Raw genomic sequence first — 17,768 nt, forward strand, 5'->3', positions numbered from 1 at the left:
GTGCAGCGGAGGGGCACCCCCTCGGCCAGGTGGACGAGCAGGTCATGATCCGCCGTCACCGCCTCCAACCCGGCGAGGTGGAGGCCGCGTTGCGCGCGCATCCGAGAGGGCGCCCGTGCGCGGTCGTCCCGTACGAGGACGCGGCGGGCACGCTTGCCCTCGCGGCCCATGTCGTACACCGTCCGAAGCGTTTTTCACCTGGCGTTCGAATCCCCGGGTGTGGATGAAGCCGCATCCCCCATGCCCCGTTGAACTTGCGCATTCTTGACGCGAACATGGCGAGTCAGGGGGGTTTGGCTCTGCTGAGAAATCGGACCACAAGGGGGGAAGCGAATGCTCCGGATCCACTTCACCGATGTCGACCTGAGCCGGACACGTATGGCAGCTGCACCCGATCCGCTATGGGAGATCTGCGCGAGCCTTCACCGTTTCCAGTCTCGCCAAGGGCGTTGGGCCTATGCGGACTGGTATCACACCGTCCGCGCCCGGCTGCACGCCATGGGGTTCAGTCACACCCTGCGCACCCTTTTGCTACCACTGGTCCCGCGCGCCACCTACTTCCCCGACTTCCTCACCCCTCCCGAGGGCGTTGAAGGACTCGACGCCGGTCTGGAAGCCATCCTGAGCACGCCGCGATGCCGGGTCCTGCACGAGGTGAGCATCCTTGACCGCACCAGCGGCGCCCCCACCTGGGCGCCCCGCCTGGCCGAGCCGGACACACGCAAGGAGCTGGTTCGAGCGATGCGCGCCTACTACGACATCGTCATCGCCCCCTACGGCGACCGCATCCAAGCCCGTATCGAAGCCGAGCGGTACGCGCGTGCCCGCGCCGTACTCAGCCACGGAACCGAAGGGATCCTCCAGAGTCTGGGACCCAGCCTTCAATGGCGGCGCCCAGTCCTGCACACGGTCTATCCCGAGGACCGTGATCTGCGCCTCAACGGTCGCGGACTCCTCCTGGTCCCGTCCTACTTCTGCTGGGGAAACCCCGTGACCTTCGGCGACACGACGCTGGATCCCGTCCTGCTCTACGCCCTCAACCACGAGCCTCACCACTCCACGCTTCCAGAAGGCTTCGGCTCCGGCGCACCCCTGGCAGCCCTGCTCGGGCGCACCCGGGCCGCCATCCTGCGCGCCGTCGCGGCCGGAGGCACCACCGGCGAACTCGCCCGTGCGGCAGGGGTCTCGGCGCCATCCGCCAGCCAGCACGCCACAGCTCTGCGGGACGCCGGCCTCATCGTCAGCCACCGACACGCCACGTCCGTGCTGCACACTCTCACTCCGCTCGGAGCCGCACTCCTGCGTGCCAATACCCCGACGTCTCGATGACCATGAGGACATCGTTCGGGGGAGCTGTTCGAGAATCAGGCCCTGCGGTACGGCGGCGAATCCGCTCGGCTCCGGTCCGTCACGCGCCGCCTGCTGTGGAAGCACGGGATCAAACCCTTCATCGCCCGCCGAGACGTCGCTCACGGCTCTGACCCCGGTCGCATCCTCTGAGGTTTTCTCAACGAAATGATCTCGTGAGGTGACTCGGCCCAGGGAATCCCGCGCGTCGCGATGAATTCTGCGGCGTCCGGCGGTCGTACTGTCGACCCCGTCACCGAGGAGGACTTCTGATGCGCAGTGTGACCTATTCGATGAGCGTCTCACTTGACGGCTACATCGTCGGGCCGGACGGCGGCTTCGGCTGGACGGTGCCCGACGAGGAGGTCTTTCGCTTCTGGATCGACGAGATCCGAGAAGTCGGCGTCCACCTCTTGGGACGTCGGCTGTACGAGACGATGCTGTACTGGGAGACCGCCGACCAGGATCCCTCGCTCGACGACTCAATGCTCGAGTGGGCCGCGCTCTGGAAGCCGCTCCCGAAGGTGGTGTTCTCGACCACGCTGCCGGCGGTTCAGGGCAATGCCCGCCTGGTCTCCGGCGGCCTGGCGGAGGAGATCGAGCGGTTGCGAGCCGAGCCGGGGGAGGGCGACATCGCGATCGGCGGCGCGACTCTCGCCGCCGAGGCGGCCGCGTCGGGTCTGATCGACGAGTACCGGGCCATGGTCTACCCGGTGCTGGTGGGTGGTGGCATTCCGTTCTTTCCCCAGCGCGAGCGCCGGGTGGATCTCGAACTCGTCGAGACCCGCACCTTCAGTCCGAGAGTCGTCTACCTCCGCTACCGCGTGGCGCGTTAGCAGACTCGTCCGCCGAGCCCTGGGAAGAACGGGCCAGCCGGTGAGGTTCTCTCAACAGAGGTCATTCCATTGGCCGTTGAGGGCGAGGGCGGTGCGGGTGAAGACTTTGCTGTCCCGGCACATGGCAGACCCCATCAAGAAATGATCCTGATGGGGTCAAAGGCCATGCTTGACCGTCGGCGGTTCCTCTGGCCTCGGGTGCCGGACGGTCGTGGCAGCTCAGCCCTCGCGCCGGCCGATCCCGGTCAGGGCCAGAGCAGGTATTCGCCGGCAACCCAGCCGGTGAGCTTGGTGCTGCCGTTGTAGCCGTAGCCGCACACCCAGTAGTGGCCCCCGGATTGGACCCCCGAGGGGCTGAAGTAGAACGCGGCGCCACCGGGAAGCTGGCCGATGGCCGTGTTGCTCGTCGACGGTCCGGTGCGCACCTTCAGCCAGTCCACGCTCGACAGGACATGCGTGTAGTTGCTGAGAGGGCCCGGACAGGTGACAGCCGCGCTGATGACGCCTGCCGGAGCCGCCTGGGCAGCCGGCACGGTGGTGAGCGAGAGTGCCGCGGCGGCGAAAGCAACGGCTATGGCTTTCCTCACGGGAACCTCCTGGATGCGATCGGATACGGAAGGTCCACGCGGCCATGGCCATGTCCGCGTGAACGTAGAAACGCGTGAACCCGACGTTTGAGCCCCCACGCCAACGCCGGTGCGGGCTCGTTGCGCGCCGGCCGTGGACTCCGCGCGGTGTGCACGGTTGCCCGCGCCCTCCGGGCTTTACCACCAGGCGGTGGAGTTGGTGGAGTTGCAGGTGCCGAGGAGCGTCGTCACGTAGCAGGCACGGAAGGCAACGGCTGAGCTCGAACTTGTCAGGTAGCCCTTGGTGTAGTTGCGGCTGCTGGCGGACCAGATGTCGGCGTAGTCCCAGACACGGCCGCCGAGGGAGACCTCGAAGCGGATGTAGTCCGACGAGCCGTAGTTGAGGATGCGCCCCCAACCGTACTGCGAGCCACCGCACGTACCGTAACGGATCTGGACTTGGCGGCCGTTGACGGTCTTCTCGGTTCCCGTGGCGACTTTGGTGCAGGAGTTCGGGTCGCTCCACCACTCGGAGGCAGCGCTTGCCGGGGCCGAGGCCAGCATGGTCGTGGCTGCGGCAGCGGCACACATCGCTGCGATGGAACCCATACGACGGGTCTTCGTACGGTGCTTGAACATGCTGTACTCCCCTTCGTGGAACTGGCTGGCGTCACTGCAGGGCAGGGCAGTGACGTGGTCCCCCTTGCATGGATGTGGTGGGCCGGTCCATGGCGGGGGTCCTCCGTCGTGCCGAGATCATGGTGAAAGGTGCTGGCATGTACTCACAAGGCCATTTGGTCTCGGCCAAAAGGCTCTGGTCAGACGGCGTGCGGAGCACTGAGAACGCACTGGGGCCACGCGGCGGGAAGGACTGCGGGGGCTCGGGGCGCATCTCACGGCGGAGGATCTGGCCGGGTGCGGGTGCGGGTGCGGGTGCGGGTGCGGGTGCGGGTGCGGGAGCCGGCGGGCCGGACGTGATGGGGAGATCGTGCTGAGCGCCGCTCAGGTCGCAGGCACCGCCGCCAGGCCGTGTTGGGCCCCTGGCGTGTCCAGGCGCGGACCTGGTTGCGGCGTTCATCCGGATTTCAGCTGTCACTGATCCGCTGCCTGGCGCCCCCGGTGGAGGACTTCCCCGACGTCCTCACCCCGGACCAGGCAGCCCACGCTCTGCCTGTCTGCAACTCGGCAACGGTTGCCTCAGGATCTGGCGGTTCTACCCAACGCACCTTACTGAGCCCGCCCGTTGGCGATTCCGTGGGAGGCGGGGACCCACTCGCCCGCCCTGCAGAGTGCTGTCGCCTATCGCACCGCTAGTGCCGTGACCGCATAGGTTCGACGGGGCCAGCTGCGCGGGCGCGTGAATCCTTACGCTCCGCGAGGAGGAACAGGACGGCAGCGGCGGCGATGAAGCCGAAGCCGACGTTCATGCAGGCCATGACCGTCACGTAGGAGGCGTCGGCGATCCGGGGGATGCCGTTGAGGGGCATGAGGGCGTAGCAGCACAAGAAGCCGTAGGCGCGAAGCCGCATCCCGGCCTGCCGCTTACGCGTCCACGGCGGTGTCCACCCTGCCAGCATCGCCACGGAGGTCGGCAGCATGAGCGCCGTCGATACGGCCAGCGCAATCCAGTGGTACAGCGGATTGCCGTTCACCCCGGGCCCCTTTCGTAGGTGGTCGCCAGCCTAGATGATCAATTCCACGGGGTCAGTGCGACCGCCTGGCCCAACCGACGCACAGGTGTCGAGGACATCCGCGCATGCATCCCCGGCCTTGAGTGGTTCTGGCGTCGATTAGGGTCGCTCAATGCTCGAAGGAAAGTTGGTAAGGCTGCGCGCGCTGCGCTCCGAAGACGCTGCGCACCATGTGCGGTGGCGCAATGACCCGGAGGTGGTGCGCTGGGCCGCAGGTGGTGACCCGTGTTTCGGCCCGGTCACGGCGGAGGCGGTCGGGCTCGGCTTCGACACCATGCTGCGACTGAGCCCGAGGGAGTCGGCCGTGTTCACGGTCGAGGATCTGGCGGGCGGGAGGGTGATAGGCATGGCCGACTACCGGGATCTGGACCCGTACGCCGGAGTGGCCACGCTGGGAATCACCATCGGCGAGCGGGAGTTCTGGGGCTGCGGCCATGGCAGTGACGCGTTGCGGCTGCTCGTGGGCCACCTGTTCGGTGCGTACTGCCTGAGCCGACTGGAGCTGGACACCTGGAGCGGCAACGAGCGCGCTGTGCGCGCCTTCACCAGGTTGGGCTTCCGTGAGGAAGGCCGCCGTCGGTCGGCTGTGTTGGTGGAGGGGGAGCGCTACGACCGCGTGCTCTTCGGGATGCTCCGCGAGGAGTGGGCGAACCCTGAGTGACGCCTTAGATGATCTTCTGATGGCGTTTGCGAAGGCGAGAGCGAGGGCGCCCAAGATGGTTGTGTGAGGCCGAGTTGGTCACCCTTGCGGTGATGCAGGCCGTGCCCGGGCCCACCTCCGAGGCCAGTTGGCTCCGGCATGCACGGGCTCACCTGCGGCATCTCTTCCCGTACCTGCCGCAACAACCCGGCTCACACGGATCGGCGACCAGAACCACTTCGGCCGCGAGTTCAACCACCAACTCGGTTGACAGGGAATCCAGTTACTAACCACTCCTAACAAAAGGAGGTTTCTGGACCTCTGGGAATGACGGAGTGTCAGTTCTCGTTGATGCTGGCCGAAGGGGGTGCGAGCCAGTCGAGACGAGGAAGACCGCCGCCAGACCGTGGGAGATCGACGACGGATTGTGGGCGCGCATCGAGCCGCTGCTGCCGGTCGTCCCGCGTAATCCGCGGCGTCCAGGTCGTAAGCGTCTGGATAGTCGCAAGGTGCTGTGCGGGATCCTGTTCGTGCTGTACACCGGGATCCGCTGGGAGTATCTGCCCCAGGAGCTGGGCTTCGGCTCGGGGATGACCTGCTGGCGACGGCTGCGGGACTGGAACGAGGCCGGGGTCTGGCAGCACCTGCACGAGCTGCTGCTCTCCGAGCTGCGGGCCGCAGACCTGCTGGACTTCTCCCGCGCAGCGGTCGACTCCAGCCACATCCGCGCGATGAAGGGTGGGCCGGCCAACGGTCCGTCCCCGGTGGACCGGGGCAAGGCCGGGAGCAAGCACCACCTGATCGTCGAGGCGCACGGCATCCCGCTCGCGGCAATCACCACCGGCGGCAACCGCAACGACGTCACCCAACTGATCCCGCTGATTCAGGCCGTCCCACCGATCCGAGGCAAGCGCGGCCAGCCACTGCGCCGCCCCAAGCACCTGTACGCCGACCGCGGCTATGACCACGAGGTCTACCGGGACAAGGTCCGCCGGTTCCAGATCACCCCGCACATCGCCCGGCGCGGCACCGGGCACGGCTCCGGCCTGGGCATGTACCGCTGGGTCGTGGAAGGAACGATCGCGCTGCTGCACTGGTTCCGCCGCCTGCGCACCCGCTGGGAGATCCGCGACGACCTCCACCACGCGTTCGTCACCCTCGGCTGCGCCGTCATCTGCTGGCGACGACTCCGCACCGCACTTTGTCGAGAGTAAGGGCAGGCAATGCGCCAGGAGATGGCCTGCTCCATGCGTCAGAACGCACTCGCAGCAGTCGGGCCGGCGCAGCCTCACATCCGGGATCTCAGCACGTCGACCTCACAGCCCGGCGCGAACGGGTCGAAGCCATGCTCGACCAGCCAGCGAACCGCCAGCAGGCTTCGCAACGACCACCACGCGCGGATCACGTCGAGGTCGACGTCGGTGCCATAGCCGGCGATGACGTCGCCGAGGCGCTCCTCGTGTCCGAGCGTGAAGGTGGCGAGGTCGTACAGGGCATCACCCTGGCCCGCCTCGGACCAGTCGATGATGCCCGTGACCTCGTCGCCGTCGACGAAGACGTGCGCGATCTGCAGGTCGCCGTGCGTGAACGCCGGAGTCCACGGCCGGAGCGCGGCCTCGGCGACCTGGCGGTTGCGGGTGACCAGGTCGGCGGGCAGGACGCCGTTCGTCACGAGCAACTCGCACTCGTCGTCGAGTTCCGCCGCCAGCGCGACGATGCTCCGGCCAGCCTGGCCCGGCCGAGACGGCAGCGGCGCTTCGTGCAGCTTCCGGATGGCGGCGCCCGCCGCGGCCCACGCCGCCGGCGACCCGGTCGACGGCCCACCGAGGCGCCCAAGCGTCGTCCCCGGGAGTGCGGCGATCGCGAGCACGGACGGCTTGCGCCACAGGACCTCCGGGGTTGGGACCGGCGCGAGGGACATCGCCTCGACCTCGACATCGATGCGCGCCTGATCGGCGTCCACCTTCAGGAACACGTCGCCGACGCGCAGAGTCGCGCGCTCGGAATGGGCGACGACGACTTTGACCTCATCCATGGGCGACCAGTATCCCGGGGATGATCGCCGGCGTCGCCGGGTTTATCGCGTGCGATTACGCGGCCGGCCGCGTCCCGCTACCCAGCGGCCTCGTGCGCTCCAGTCCGACCTCGCGATCTTGTCGCGGGCCTGGCTGGGAACGAGTACGGCCACCGCGTGACCATCGGGGGTTGTCCGGACCCCTGAAGATCGCGCGGTGGCCGCAGAGCATGGCGTAGACCCGGCCCGCCGGCGGGCGATGTTCGGCCATTTCCGGCGGGTTGCCGTAGGTCGGCATGTCCGCATATGGGTCACTGCCGCACCAGTCGCCATGGAGCTCGGTGGCAGGCTGTATGGCCTATGGCCGCAACACGACATCGACGGCCAGGGTGAGCTTGTTGACGAATTCCGAACGGTCGGCAACACGGTGCTTCCAACCCTCACCGGCGGCGGCCAGGACCTCGGCGATCTGTCGCGATGCGACATTGCCTGCGGGCCGGCCGGAGGTGGCGATGGCCTCGACGAGCGCGTCATGGAAGGCGGCCCGGTAGTCGTCATACATGCTGTCGAGCTGTGCTGTGCCGTGCTCCAGCAGGTCGTCGACGCCCTCGTTGAGGTGCGTGCCGACGTAGCGGCCCAGGTGGGCGTCTAGCGCGGCCACCAAACGCGCGTCGAGGCCCACATCGGGTGCGGTCAGCGCCGCGCGGACGTCGTCCAGGGCCTTGTCCAACTCCTGCTGCATGGTCGCGCGGAACAGTTCCCCCTTGTTGGCGAACAGGAAGTACAGCCCGGGGCGGGAGATGTCCGCGGCCCGGGCCACCGCGTCCATCGACGTCTTGCGATAACCGAAGGTGGCGAAAACGGTCAGTGCTGCTGCCAGCACCTGCTCGCGGCGCTGGGTGTCTCCCCGGGGTGTTGACATAGGCACACTATACAGAGTGGGCATGCTATACAGTATTTGTTGTTTTCGTTTAGTGCGGCTGGAGGCCGCACCCCTGAGAGAGAGCATCATGAGCAAGACTGTTCTGATCACCGGCGCCGCGACCGGCATGGGCGAGGCGATCACCTTCGAATACGTCAAGCGCGGCTGGAACGTCGTGGCCACCATGCGTGACACCGCCAAGGCCAACCCTGCCTTCGCCGACCTCGGCAACGTCCTGGTCAGCCGCCTCGATGTCACCGACCGCGCCAGCATCGAGCAGGCTGTCAGTGAGGCGATCGATCGCTTCGGCGGCATCGATGCCCTCGTCAATGCCGCCGGCTACGGGCAGATCGGCGCGGTCGAGGAAGTCAGCGCCGACCAACTGCGCGACCAGTTCGAGACCAACGTGGTGGGCCTCGTCCAGGTAATCCAGGTCGTACTCCCGCACATGCGAGAACGCGGCTTCGGTCATATCCTCAACATCGGCTCCATGGGCGGCCACGTCAGCCTGCCCACGATGGCCCTGTACTGCGCCTCCAAGAGCGCCGTGCAGAACCTGACCGAGGGACTGGCCCAGGAGGTCGACCCGCTGGGCATCCACGTCACCCTGGTCGAGCCGGCGGGCTTCAACACCCGGTTTACGACCAACTCGACCCTTCCCGCCTCCTCCATCCCCGCCTACGCGCCCGCCTACGCGACCATGGCCGAATTCGACAAGCAGGCGGTGAGGGGCGACCTCGTCAAGTCCATGGCGGCCGTTGCCGACATCACGGGCATCGACAGGCCTCCGCTTCACCTGGCCCTGGCCACCGCCGGCCTGGAGATGGTGCGGGGCCGCTTCGCCGAGCTGATGGACGAATACGCCCGCTGGGAGCAGGTCACGGCGGGCACTGACTGACGGCCACACCCCCACAGCACCCCTCGCGGACGGCCCCCGATGGGTCGACGCCAGCGGACTGCCTTCAGCCGGAAGCGTCGGCCCCAGGCGGCGCCACCGGGGCTCCGAACCATGGGAATCGGGCGCCGCCACCGAGGAGTTCGCCCAGTACGTGAACCTCCACCCTCTATCTGGAGCTTGTCTGTGAAAGTCGTCATCTTCGGCGCGTCCGGCATGATGGGACAGGGCGTACTGCGCGCCTGTCTCCTCGACCCCGCTGTCACGCGTGTGCTGGTGGTGGTCCGCAGCCCGCTGGGCATCAGCCATCCCAAGCTGCGGGAAGTCATCCACCAGGACTTCACCGATCTGTCCGCCATCTCCGGACAACTGGCCGGTCACGACGCCTGCTTCTACTGTCTCGGCATCTCCTCCGCCGGCCGCAGCGAGGCCGAGTACACCCGCATCACCTACGACTGCACCCTCGCCGCCGCACGTGCCGTCTCCGCGTCCAACCCCGCACTGACCTTCACCTACATCTCGGGCGAGGGCACCAACAGCCGCGAAGACGGCCGGACCATGTGGGCCCGCGTCAAGGGCCGCACCGAGAACGCCCTGCTGGCCATGCCACTGGACGCGTACATGTTCCGCCCCGCCTATATTCGTCCCCGCCACGGAGCAGTCTCCAGGACCCCGGTGTACCGCGTCCTTTACGGCCTCACCTCCTGGCTCTACCCGCTGCTGCACCGCCTCTCTCCCGGGCACACCACAACCACCGAACACATCGGCCGCGCCATGCTCGCCGTCACTCGCCCCGGAGCGGTCGAACAGCGGATCCTGTACAGCCCGGAGATCAACCGGCTGGGCGGCGACAGCGGGACCGCCGCATAGACCGACCCCAGCTGCGAGGGGCGAGAAGGGCGGTTTCTCAGGAGGCAACCGGTGCGGCACGCGGGACTTCGGGTTTGTGTCGCGCTACCGTGCCGGTGTGGCCCCGCGGCATCCCCCGTCCGCGGGGCCACACCGGCTTGTCCTCCCCATGGAGGTACATGCTCTTGCCGCTGTCGAGGTAGGTGCCGACGGCGACGGAGGTGTGACCGTTCTCGGCGTGGGCTGCGCGGCCGCCACCAGAGCGCTTACGCCGCCAAGAGGGCCCGAGCAGACTGCGCCGCCCGTTGTGGTTGCGGGGGAGCAACTGGCGCTGCGGTGTGGGCGGGCCCGTCCCCCGCATCCGGAAGGGGCGGTCCGGCCTCGTCGTACTCTGACTCTGGCTGATCAAGGATTGGGGGGAGCCGATGACAGCGCGGGCGATGGCTCACAGTGCGGGCAGACAGCCGAACAAGGACAGTGCAAGCCGGAAGTCACCGGGCCGGACGCGGTTCACAGGCGTGGTGCTGATCCTGATGTCTTCGGCACTGGCGGTGCTCTGCTACCTCGCGTTCACTGCATGGTTGCCGTCCAACGGGGAGCAACTCCAGGGCTACCGCGCAGCCGGGCCCTGCCCCGCTCAAGCGACGGCACAGGTGCAGGAGAACTGCCTGAGTACCTGGCAGATCACCGTCGTGAAGACGGAGGAGACCGGCACGAGGTTCCACCTCTACGAGGCCACCCTGAAGGACGAGGACTCCTGGCAGGGAGTCGTGTCTTTCACAGACCAGAGGCCGCTTTCCGAGCGGCTGGAGCCGGGCGATCAGGTCACCGCCACCCTCTGGCGCCGCCACATCGTGGTGCTCGACAAGGACGGCGTCGAACAGAACACCAGTGATGTACCCCGGGACGAGCTCCAGATGAACGCCGCCCTAGGCATGCTCGCCGCGCTCCTCGCGGCTCAGATGCTGGTGTTCGGCGCGGTACGCCTTGTCAGGCCTGGTTCCCACGAGCCCTTCACCTGGGACCCGTACGGCGCGCGGATCCTCTTGACGATCTTCGGTGCCTGCTTCGGGGTGGGGCTCCTGGCACTTTGGGTGGGCATCCCGTGGTGGTTCGTGCCTCCCGCCGTACTCGTGGCGTGCGCGGCGGTGACGCTGTACCCACCCATGCGGCGCAGGCCCCCAACGCTCTGGCCAGAGGAACGCCGCAAAGCAGCCTGAAGGGCTGTGGCTGTGCCGCCGGCCGCTCGCCTAGCCCGCAGACTGGGCGTGACGGCCCGTCAAGGGCGGCGGCCTGCAACTCGTTCGTCGCGGGGGCGCCTGCGTGGCGCCGAGGGCACGGGCCTGCGCCAGTCTGCGGTCTTCCAGGTCCACCGCGAAGATCTTCGAGGCGCCGGCGAGCCGGGCACCGGCGATGGTCGCGTGGCCGACTCCGCCGCAGCCGATGACCGCGACCGAGTCGCCGAAGGCGATGTCGCCCGGTGTTGATCGCGGCCCGCAGACCGGCCATCACGCCGCAGCCCGGTCATCACGCCGCAGCCCGGCAGCCCAGCAGCCCTGCGGCGGTCGGGGCGGCGGCCGGGTCGACCTTGGTGCACTGCCCGGCCGCCACCAGGGCTGGGACGGGACACCGTCGCCCGGCGGTGTGCGGCCTCTCTGAGGGATTGGCCCCTTCCCCGGCGTGTCAGTCCGTGGGCAGCGGCTGCTCGGTCCAGATGGTCTTGCCGTGGTGGGTGTAGCGGCTTCCCCAGCGTTGCGACAGCTGAGCGATCAGGAACAGTCCGCGGCCTCCCTCGTCGGTCAGCCGGGCCCTGCGCAGCCTTGGCTGGGTCTGGCTCGGGTCGGAGACCTCGCAGATCAGCACCCGGTCCTTGATCAGCCTCAGGCCGACGGGGCCGCCCGCGTACCGGATGGAGTTGGTCACCAGCTCACTGGCGATCAGCTCCGTGGTGAACGACAGGTCCGGCAGCTGCCAGGCGCTCAGCTGCGCCGTCACCATCTCCCGGGCCCGGCCCACCGCCTCCGGGTCGGCCGGGAACTCCCAGGTGGCGGTGGACTCCGGGGGCAGGACATGCAGCCGGGCCATCAGCAGCGCCACGTCATGGTCGGGCGCCTCGGGCAGCAGATGCCGGAGCACGGTGCGTCCGGTCTCCGCAGGCGACCGGTCCTCCTCCACGGCGGCGTCCACCTGCTCGCGAAGCTGCCGCAGCCGCCTGTTGGTGCCGTCCTCATCGTGCGCCAGCAGCTTGCCGGTGCAGAAGGCGAGCATCGCCCCCGGTTCCATGGCCAACTCCCGCGGCTCGAAGGGCAGACCGCCCACCCCGAGCGGCGGCCCCGGCCTGACCGCCGCGAAGCCGGCCCCCGGCTGCCCGGGAACGGACAGGACCGGCGGCGGATGGCCCGCACTGGCGATGGTGCACACCGCGGTGACAGGGTCGTACACCGCGTACACACATGTGGAGCCCAGGACGGTGCCCTGCCCGCGGTTCGACCCCGGAACCGTGGCCTCCGCCGCCGATAGCCGGATGACCAGGTCGTCGAGGTGGGTCAGCAGCTCCTCCGGTGGCAGGTCCATGTCGGAGAGGGTCTGCACCGCCGTCCGTAGCCGTCCCATGGCCGCTGCCGCCTCCACGCCGTGCCCCGCCACGTCGCCCACGACGAAGGCGACTCGGCAGGAGGACAGCGGGATCACGTCGAACCAGGTCCCGCCGATCCCCGTCATGGATCCGGCCGGTACGTAGGAGCCGGCCGTGTCCGCCGCGCTCACCCGGACGACCGCCTGAGGCAGCAGACTGCGCTGCAGAGCCTCCGCAGTGCGGTGCTCGCGGGCGTATCGCCGTGCGTTGTCCAGGCTGATGGCGGCCCGGGAGCCGATCCGCGCGCCCAGCTCCGCGTCGCTTTGATCGAAACGGAGCCGGTCGTCGCCGCGCCACAACACCACTGCCCCCAGCAGCAGTCCCCGCGCCCGCAACGGCATCAGCAGCAGGGACTTCGCGGCGTCGGGCAGCACCCGGCGGCGTCCCTCGATCTCGTCCGCCAGCGCGACCCGCAGCTCGGAGAGGTCCGGCACGGCCAGGGCGGTTCGGCGGTAGACGAACTCCTTCTCCGGTTCCCGGACTCGTAGCGACGCCCCGACCGGGAGCAGTTCGGCCGGCCAGACGCCGTTCCTGGCGGCCACCGCGACCCGCCGCAGCGGAGCTCCGAGGGAGTAGTCGGCGGGCTCCTCGCCCACCAGCGCCGCCTCCGCGAGATCCACCGCCGCCAGATCGGCGTACTCGGGCACCAGCACCCCGGCCAGTCCCTCGGCGGTACGGACGATGTCCAGCGAACCCAGCAGCAGCTTCTCCGCCCCGCGCAGGAGAGCCAGTCCGCGCTCCGCCTGCTCCCGGTCCGTGATGTCACTGAAGACGACCGCGACCCCGGTGCCACGGCCCTCCAGGTCCTCCAGACGCAGCGCCGACAGGGAGACGACACGCTCCTGCTCGGGCGCCCGTCGGCGGCGCGTCCGGAACACCTCGTTGGTCACCGGCTTCCCGGTCTCCGCGACCCGGCGCAGACGTTGCCCGACGGCCTCGGCGTCCGCCGCCACGAGCACCTCGTCGAGGGTCACACCGCCCGGCCCGGCACGGGTACCGGCGACCAGGCCGACGACGTCCGGCTGCTGGTTGGTCCGCACGATCCGCAGATCGGCGTCATACAGCACCAGCCCGATATCGGTCTGCCGGAACAGCGCTCGCACCAGCGCGTCGTCCTGCTCCCGATCCGCGGCCGTCGTCAGCGGTACCGCCCGTACCAGGCACTGGGCCTCGGAACCGCCATTCAGCGGCAGCACCTCCAGCCGGACCTCCACGGGCCGGCCGCCGCGGTGGAGCAGCAGTGCGGGGCCGCCGGAGGGGAGCAGCCCGCCGCCGGGCTCGGCGAGCAGCTCGGCGAACGGCCTGCCGATCAGCTCCCTGACCCCGACGCCGAGCAACTCCTCGACAGCGGGTGTGCACGCCAGTACCGTCCCGCGGTTGTTCAGCACCATTGCCGCTGCGTCGTTCCTCGGTCGCCCGGCGACGTCGGCTACAGGATTCGCATTCGTCTATCTCACCCCCGAGCACAGTGGCGGCTTGCCTTCCATTCAACCCGCCCACATGTCCCACTGGCATCCCGAAACAGGCTGTTCCGATGTCGGCCGCCGGGTCGCAGGCCACGCAGGTGCAGGTGGCCAGGGGTGTGCCGGGAAGGTCCCCCAGACCGGTGTCCAGCTGCCCCCGAGCAGTTGCTGCGGCTGCCGCGATGCCGTGCCCCATGACGTCCCCGACCACCAGGGTGGCCCGCCCTTGAACGGTCCGGGCTCGCGTGGCCGGCCTTCTCGCCGGCCAGAGGAGCGGCAAGCACCGTTGCGGTACTGGCTAGTGCTGTGACCGGAAAGGTTCACCGGCTCGCGACGCCCGGCACGGCACTCCCCCAGCCTTCGGCCGGGGGTACCCCCACGCCGCGTTGTCGCATCACCCGAGTACATCCAGTACGCGGGCAATGCTCCGCCTTGCGAGGCACCGCGCCGGACGCCGCGAGCTTCCCGGCAAACCTTTCCGGCCACAGCACTAGGCGTCGAGCGTCATGAAGAGGCTGTTGAGGCCCTCCGCCAGCAACGGGTGCGTGAAGACGGCGTTGGCCATCGCGGTGTACGGGAGCTTGCCCAGCATGGCGACCTGGATGATCGTCATGATCTCGCCGCCTTCCGTGCCGAGCACGGCGGCGCCGAGGATCTGCTGTGTGCGCGCGTCGACGACGGCCTTCATGAACCCGCGTGTCTCCCCGGTCTCCAGGGCACGGATGACGGCGTTCATCGGCAGCTTCGCGACGCGGACCTCGCGGTTCTGCTCCCTGGCCTGCCGTTCGGTCATGCCGACGCGGCCGAGCTGCGGATCGATGAACACGGTGTACGGGACGATCCTGTCCCGGGTGCTCGCCTTCTCGTGGCCCAGCAAGTTGGCGTGGAGGATCCGGTAATCGTCGTAGGAAAGGTGGGTGAAGGCCGGGCCGCCCTTGACGTCGCCCATGGCGTAGACGCCGGGGACGGAGGTTTCCAGATGCTCATCGACCTCGATGAAGCCGTTGTCGCGCAGCCGGATGCCGGCCGCCGCCGGCGCGAGCGCTTCCGTGTTGGGGACGCGGCCGGTAGCCGACAGCAGGTGGGAGCCCTCGACCTGCTGTTCGCCGTCCGGCGTGCGAACGGTCAGCCGCACTCCGCCGTCGGCCTCCTCGATCCGGTCCGGCGTCGTCGACGTCAGGACCGTGATCCCGTCATCGCGCAAGATGGTGGCGACCCCGTCGGAGACGTCATCGTCCTCTCTCATCATCAGGCGCGGGCGGGTCTGGACGATCGTGACCTCGCTGCCGAACCTGCGGAACATCTGCCCGAACTCCAGCCCGATGTAGCCGCCGCCGAGGATGATCAGGTGCTCGGGGAGTGTGCCCAGCTCCATGATCGACGTTGAGTCCAGGACAGGGACGTTCTGGGCGCCGCCGATCGCCAGGGGCTTGGGCCTGGTGCCCGTGTCGATGACGATCACCGGTGCGCTGATCTCCTGCGTCCGGCCGTCCCTCATGGCGATCTCGATCGTCTTGGGCCCCGTGAAACGGGCCTCGCCTTCGATGAGGTGGAGCCCGTCCTGCGCCAGGCGGCTCGCGTAGTTCTCCCGCGCACCCGCGACCATCGCACGCTTGCGCTCCCGCACGGCGGCGAGGTCGACCGACACCGGACCAGTCCGCACGCCGAACTCCGTGCCGCGTCGTGCCAGGTGGGCGAGGTGCGCGCTGGCGACCATCGTCTTCGTCGGGGTGCACCCGGTGTTCACGCAGACGCCGCCGAGGTGGTCGCGCTCGACAAGCGCCACCTTCTTGCCCGCCTTCGCCAGATCGACGGGGAGGAACCGGCCGCCCTGGCTGGTCCCGATCACAATCACGTCATAGCTCTCGTCTGCCACAGCGAGATGGTAACTCTATGCTTACATATGTGCACTCAGAGTGCTCGGTGGGTCTGTCCCGTGGCTTCGCATTGCACGGAGCGCGGGCGCGATCGTGGGTGGCTGTTTGGCCGGTGTTGTCAGCGGTCGGAAGAAGTGTCCCGGACCAGGTCGTGATCCACGATCACCGCCACCTTGCCCACGACGCCATGGCCCGCTTTCAGCGACTGCAGCCCCGCACTGATTGCCTCGACGGTGCTGTCGATGGTCCGGCCGATGTGCGGGACCACAAGTCCCTGCGTCGCCCACTCCATGGCCAGAGCCATCCCGCGTTGGAGAAAGGCGCGCGCCTCGCTGTCGAGCGTGGCGGGTTCGGAGAAGTAGCGCAGCAGATTGACGTCGACCCGCTTGGCGCCGCGCTCGGCCAGCATGGCATCCACCGGGCTCTGTGTTTCGACCAAGCGCGTCGTCCTGCCGGGGCCGACGCCGAGCACGATCCAGCTGCCGCCTCGCCGGACGGTCCTCGCGGTCTCGACAAAGCCGTGCTCGCTGTAGGTGGCGTCGAAGACGAGGTCAACGCCCTGGTCATCAGTGAGCTGGGCGATTTCGGCGGGGATGTCGTCGCGCTTGTAGTCGAAGACATGGTGGGCGCCGGACTGCCGGGCCAGCGCGATTGATTGCGGCGTGCTGCCGCTGCTGATGACCAGTCCGGCCCCCAGAGCACGCGCCGCCATCTGCACGGCCAGATGGCCGACACCGCCCCCGCCGCCCGGGACATAGATCGAGTCACCGGCCTGGACCGCCCGGTAAAGACCCGCGAAAGCGGACAGGAAGGCCATCGGTAGCGCCGCCGCATCGCGGAAGCCCAGCGACGGTGGCTTGCGAGCCGTGAGGAACCGCTGTGTGAGGGCATAGCCGACGTCGCCTCCGCCCGCGCCGGTTGCGACCCAGCCGCCATCGCCGTTCAAGTCGGCCATGGCGGCCACCACGTCGCCGACGGCCACGCCACTCACAGCAGGCCCCACGGCGACCACCACGCCGGCCAGGTCGAGACCGAGAGCGACCGGGGGCGTCCGTCCCATGAAATTGAGGTCGGCCAGCTTGTACTCCAGTGGGTTGAGCGACGAGGCGGCGACGCGGATCAGAACCTGGTCGTTTGCCGGTTGCCGGACAGGAACACGCACCGCCTCGAGCGGCAGCCCAGCTCGGTCTCTTGTGTAACCGACGCCGAGAAACGTCTCCGGAATCGTCTCAGCCTGCTTCATGGCATCGCCTCCTCGCAGCCGCTCAGGGAAGGGCAGACCCGCCACCCGAAGCTGTCCCCGAATCCCTATTTCCGATTGTCACGGGCCTGCGTGGTGCCGCCAGTGGGACGGCGGTCAGGTGACCTTGGATTCAGGAGGCGAGGTGCCGAACGCGGCCAGGGCGGCGCCGACCGTCATCCGGCCGGCGTTCGAGCACAGGCCGATCCGCTTCACCGCGTCGGCGAACCGCTCGCGGCAGAAGCAGGCAGCGGCCCGCGCCTCCGGCGACGCCACATCCACCACAAGCTCAGTCGTGAAAGGCCCGGCGGGTGCGCTCGCGGAGCCACGGGATCTTGGCAAGTGCGACCGCAGACGTGATCACGATGGCGAGGCCGGTGAGCATGCCGAACAGCGGCAAGCCGGGTCGGGCGATGCCGGACGTGATCATCAGGGCGGTCGCGGCGGCCGGCGGGTGGTGGGCGTCGAGCACGACCAGGGCGAGCAGCGTCAGGCCAACCCCCAGAGCCTGGGCGCCGATCTGCGGCAGAGTGTCGGCGTGCTGCTCGACGATCGGGGGGCGCCGCCACAGTCCGAAGGCTGCGAGGCAGGCCAGTCCGCTGACGGTCGCCGCCGCGTGGCCCAGCAGGGCGCTGCGCACCTGAGCGGCCTCGGTATCCGGGTGGGCCAGCAGAAGATACGCGGTGGGACCGACCGTCGTGGTGAGCACCATCAGCCCGATCAGATGACCGATGACGCCGGTCGCGGTGAGCAGCGCGGCGGCCAGCACGAAGAGCCGTCCCCCCGCCAGCAG

The 17,768-nt window shown here is 68.8% G+C and carries 17 protein-coding genes and 1 pseudogene; 7 read left to right on the top strand and 11 right to left on the bottom strand.

The genetic code is table 11. The features are described from left to right. Positions 1–333 precede the first annotated feature (333 nt). Together TNCT6_RS30670 and TNCT6_RS30675 are read left to right on the top strand one after the other, a co-directional pair. Positions 334–1,329: a helix-turn-helix transcriptional regulator gene (locus TNCT6_RS30670; RefSeq protein ID WP_141364177.1), complete on the top strand. Its 996-nt coding sequence runs from the start codon at positions 334–336 to the stop codon at positions 1,327–1,329. Between the two features lie 290 nt (positions 1,330–1,619). After that, positions 1,620–2,183, top strand: coding sequence for a dihydrofolate reductase family protein (locus tag TNCT6_RS30675; protein WP_141364179.1), 564 nt, complete (start codon positions 1,620–1,622; stop codon positions 2,181–2,183). A 245-nt stretch (positions 2,184–2,428) separates the two neighbouring features. On the opposite strand, the gene TNCT6_RS30680 is transcribed toward TNCT6_RS30675, so the two are convergent. The 3 genes from TNCT6_RS30680 to TNCT6_RS30690 all read right to left on the bottom strand — a co-directional run bounded on the left by TNCT6_RS30680 (position 2,429) and on the right by TNCT6_RS30690 (position 4,401). Then, positions 2,429–2,770 carry an SH3 domain-containing protein gene (locus TNCT6_RS30680; RefSeq protein WP_141364181.1) on the bottom strand — a complete coding sequence of 114 codons (342 nt, stop codon included), beginning with the start codon at positions 2,768–2,770 and terminating at the stop codon, positions 2,429–2,431. Between the two features lie 177 nt (positions 2,771–2,947). Continuing rightward, positions 2,948–3,388 carry a hypothetical protein gene (locus TNCT6_RS30685; protein WP_141364182.1) on the bottom strand — a complete coding sequence of 147 codons (441 nt, stop codon included), beginning with the start codon at positions 3,386–3,388 and terminating at the stop codon, positions 2,948–2,950. A gap of 671 nt (positions 3,389–4,059) precedes the next feature. After that, positions 4,060–4,401, bottom strand: a complete 342-nt coding sequence (locus TNCT6_RS30690) for a hypothetical protein (RefSeq protein WP_141364184.1) — start codon at positions 4,399–4,401, stop codon at positions 4,060–4,062. Positions 4,402–4,552: 151 nt separating this feature from the next. On the opposite strand from TNCT6_RS30690, the gene TNCT6_RS30695 reads away from it, so the two are divergent. Continuing rightward, entirely contained in the window at positions 4,553–5,101 is a 549-nt protein-coding gene (locus TNCT6_RS30695) for a GNAT family N-acetyltransferase (protein WP_141364186.1), read from the top strand. A 392-nt stretch (positions 5,102–5,493) separates the two neighbouring features. Beyond that, the gene (locus TNCT6_RS30705; protein ID WP_141366963.1) at positions 5,494–6,294 is read left to right on the top strand and encodes an IS5 family transposase; all 801 of its coding nucleotides are present in this window, start codon (positions 5,494–5,496) and stop codon (positions 6,292–6,294) included. Between the two features lie 74 nt (positions 6,295–6,368). Here the strand turns inward: TNCT6_RS30705 and TNCT6_RS30710 are convergent, their stop codons facing one another. Continuing rightward, on the bottom strand, positions 6,369–7,115 hold the full coding sequence (locus TNCT6_RS30710; protein WP_141364188.1) for a phosphotransferase family protein: 747 nt from the start codon (positions 7,113–7,115) through the stop codon (positions 6,369–6,371). Positions 7,116–7,452: 337 nt separating this feature from the next. After that, positions 7,453–8,016, bottom strand: coding sequence for a TetR/AcrR family transcriptional regulator (locus tag TNCT6_RS30720; RefSeq protein ID WP_253266281.1), 564 nt, complete (start codon positions 8,014–8,016; stop codon positions 7,453–7,455). An 88-nt stretch (positions 8,017–8,104) separates the two neighbouring features. Here TNCT6_RS30720 and TNCT6_RS30725 point away from each other — a divergent pair, with 88 nt between their 5' ends. From TNCT6_RS30725 to TNCT6_RS30740, 3 genes are all read left to right on the top strand, one after another. After that, positions 8,105–8,914, top strand: a complete 810-nt coding sequence (locus TNCT6_RS30725) for an SDR family NAD(P)-dependent oxidoreductase (RefSeq protein ID WP_172633102.1) — start codon at positions 8,105–8,107, stop codon at positions 8,912–8,914. 183 nt (positions 8,915–9,097) lie between these two features. Then, the gene (locus TNCT6_RS30730) at positions 9,098–9,781 is read left to right on the top strand and encodes an epimerase (RefSeq protein WP_141366965.1); all 684 of its coding nucleotides are present in this window, start codon (positions 9,098–9,100) and stop codon (positions 9,779–9,781) included. Positions 9,782–10,278: 497 nt separating this feature from the next. Beyond that, the gene (locus tag TNCT6_RS30740; RefSeq protein ID WP_141364198.1) at positions 10,279–10,980 is read left to right on the top strand and encodes a hypothetical protein; all 702 of its coding nucleotides are present in this window, start codon (positions 10,279–10,281) and stop codon (positions 10,978–10,980) included. A 78-nt stretch (positions 10,981–11,058) separates the two neighbouring features. On the opposite strand, the pseudogene TNCT6_RS30745 reads toward TNCT6_RS30740, so the two are convergent. The 6 genes and pseudogenes from TNCT6_RS30745 to TNCT6_RS30765 form a co-directional block, all read right to left on the bottom strand. Beyond that, positions 11,059–11,374, bottom strand: a pseudogene (locus tag TNCT6_RS30745) (zinc-binding dehydrogenase); the annotation flags it as partial. Between the two features lie 69 nt (positions 11,375–11,443). Continuing rightward, positions 11,444–13,786, bottom strand: a complete 2,343-nt coding sequence (locus TNCT6_RS30750; RefSeq protein WP_141364200.1) for a SpoIIE family protein phosphatase — start codon at positions 13,784–13,786, stop codon at positions 11,444–11,446. A gap of 562 nt (positions 13,787–14,348) precedes the next feature. Next, the gene (locus TNCT6_RS30755; protein ID WP_141364202.1) at positions 14,349–15,734 is read right to left on the bottom strand and encodes a mercuric reductase; all 1,386 of its coding nucleotides are present in this window, start codon (positions 15,732–15,734) and stop codon (positions 14,349–14,351) included. A gap of 119 nt (positions 15,735–15,853) precedes the next feature. Next, positions 15,854–16,978, bottom strand: coding sequence for a zinc-binding alcohol dehydrogenase family protein (locus tag TNCT6_RS30760; protein WP_141364204.1), 1,125 nt, complete (start codon positions 16,976–16,978; stop codon positions 15,854–15,856). 114 nt (positions 16,979–17,092) lie between these two features. Beyond that, positions 17,093–17,260 carry a hypothetical protein gene (locus tag TNCT6_RS40145; RefSeq protein ID WP_172633104.1) on the bottom strand — a complete coding sequence of 56 codons (168 nt, stop codon included), beginning with the start codon at positions 17,258–17,260 and terminating at the stop codon, positions 17,093–17,095. A gap of 4 nt (positions 17,261–17,264) precedes the next feature. After that, complete coding sequence (locus tag TNCT6_RS30765; protein WP_141364206.1) at positions 17,265–17,744, bottom strand: HPP family protein; 480 nt, start codon at positions 17,742–17,744, stop codon at positions 17,265–17,267. Positions 17,745–17,768: the final 24 nt, after the last annotated feature.

Origin of the sequence: Streptomyces sp. 6-11-2 (assembly GCF_006540305.1) — a bacterium.
Lineage (GTDB): Bacteria > Actinomycetota > Actinomycetes > Streptomycetales > Streptomycetaceae > Streptomyces.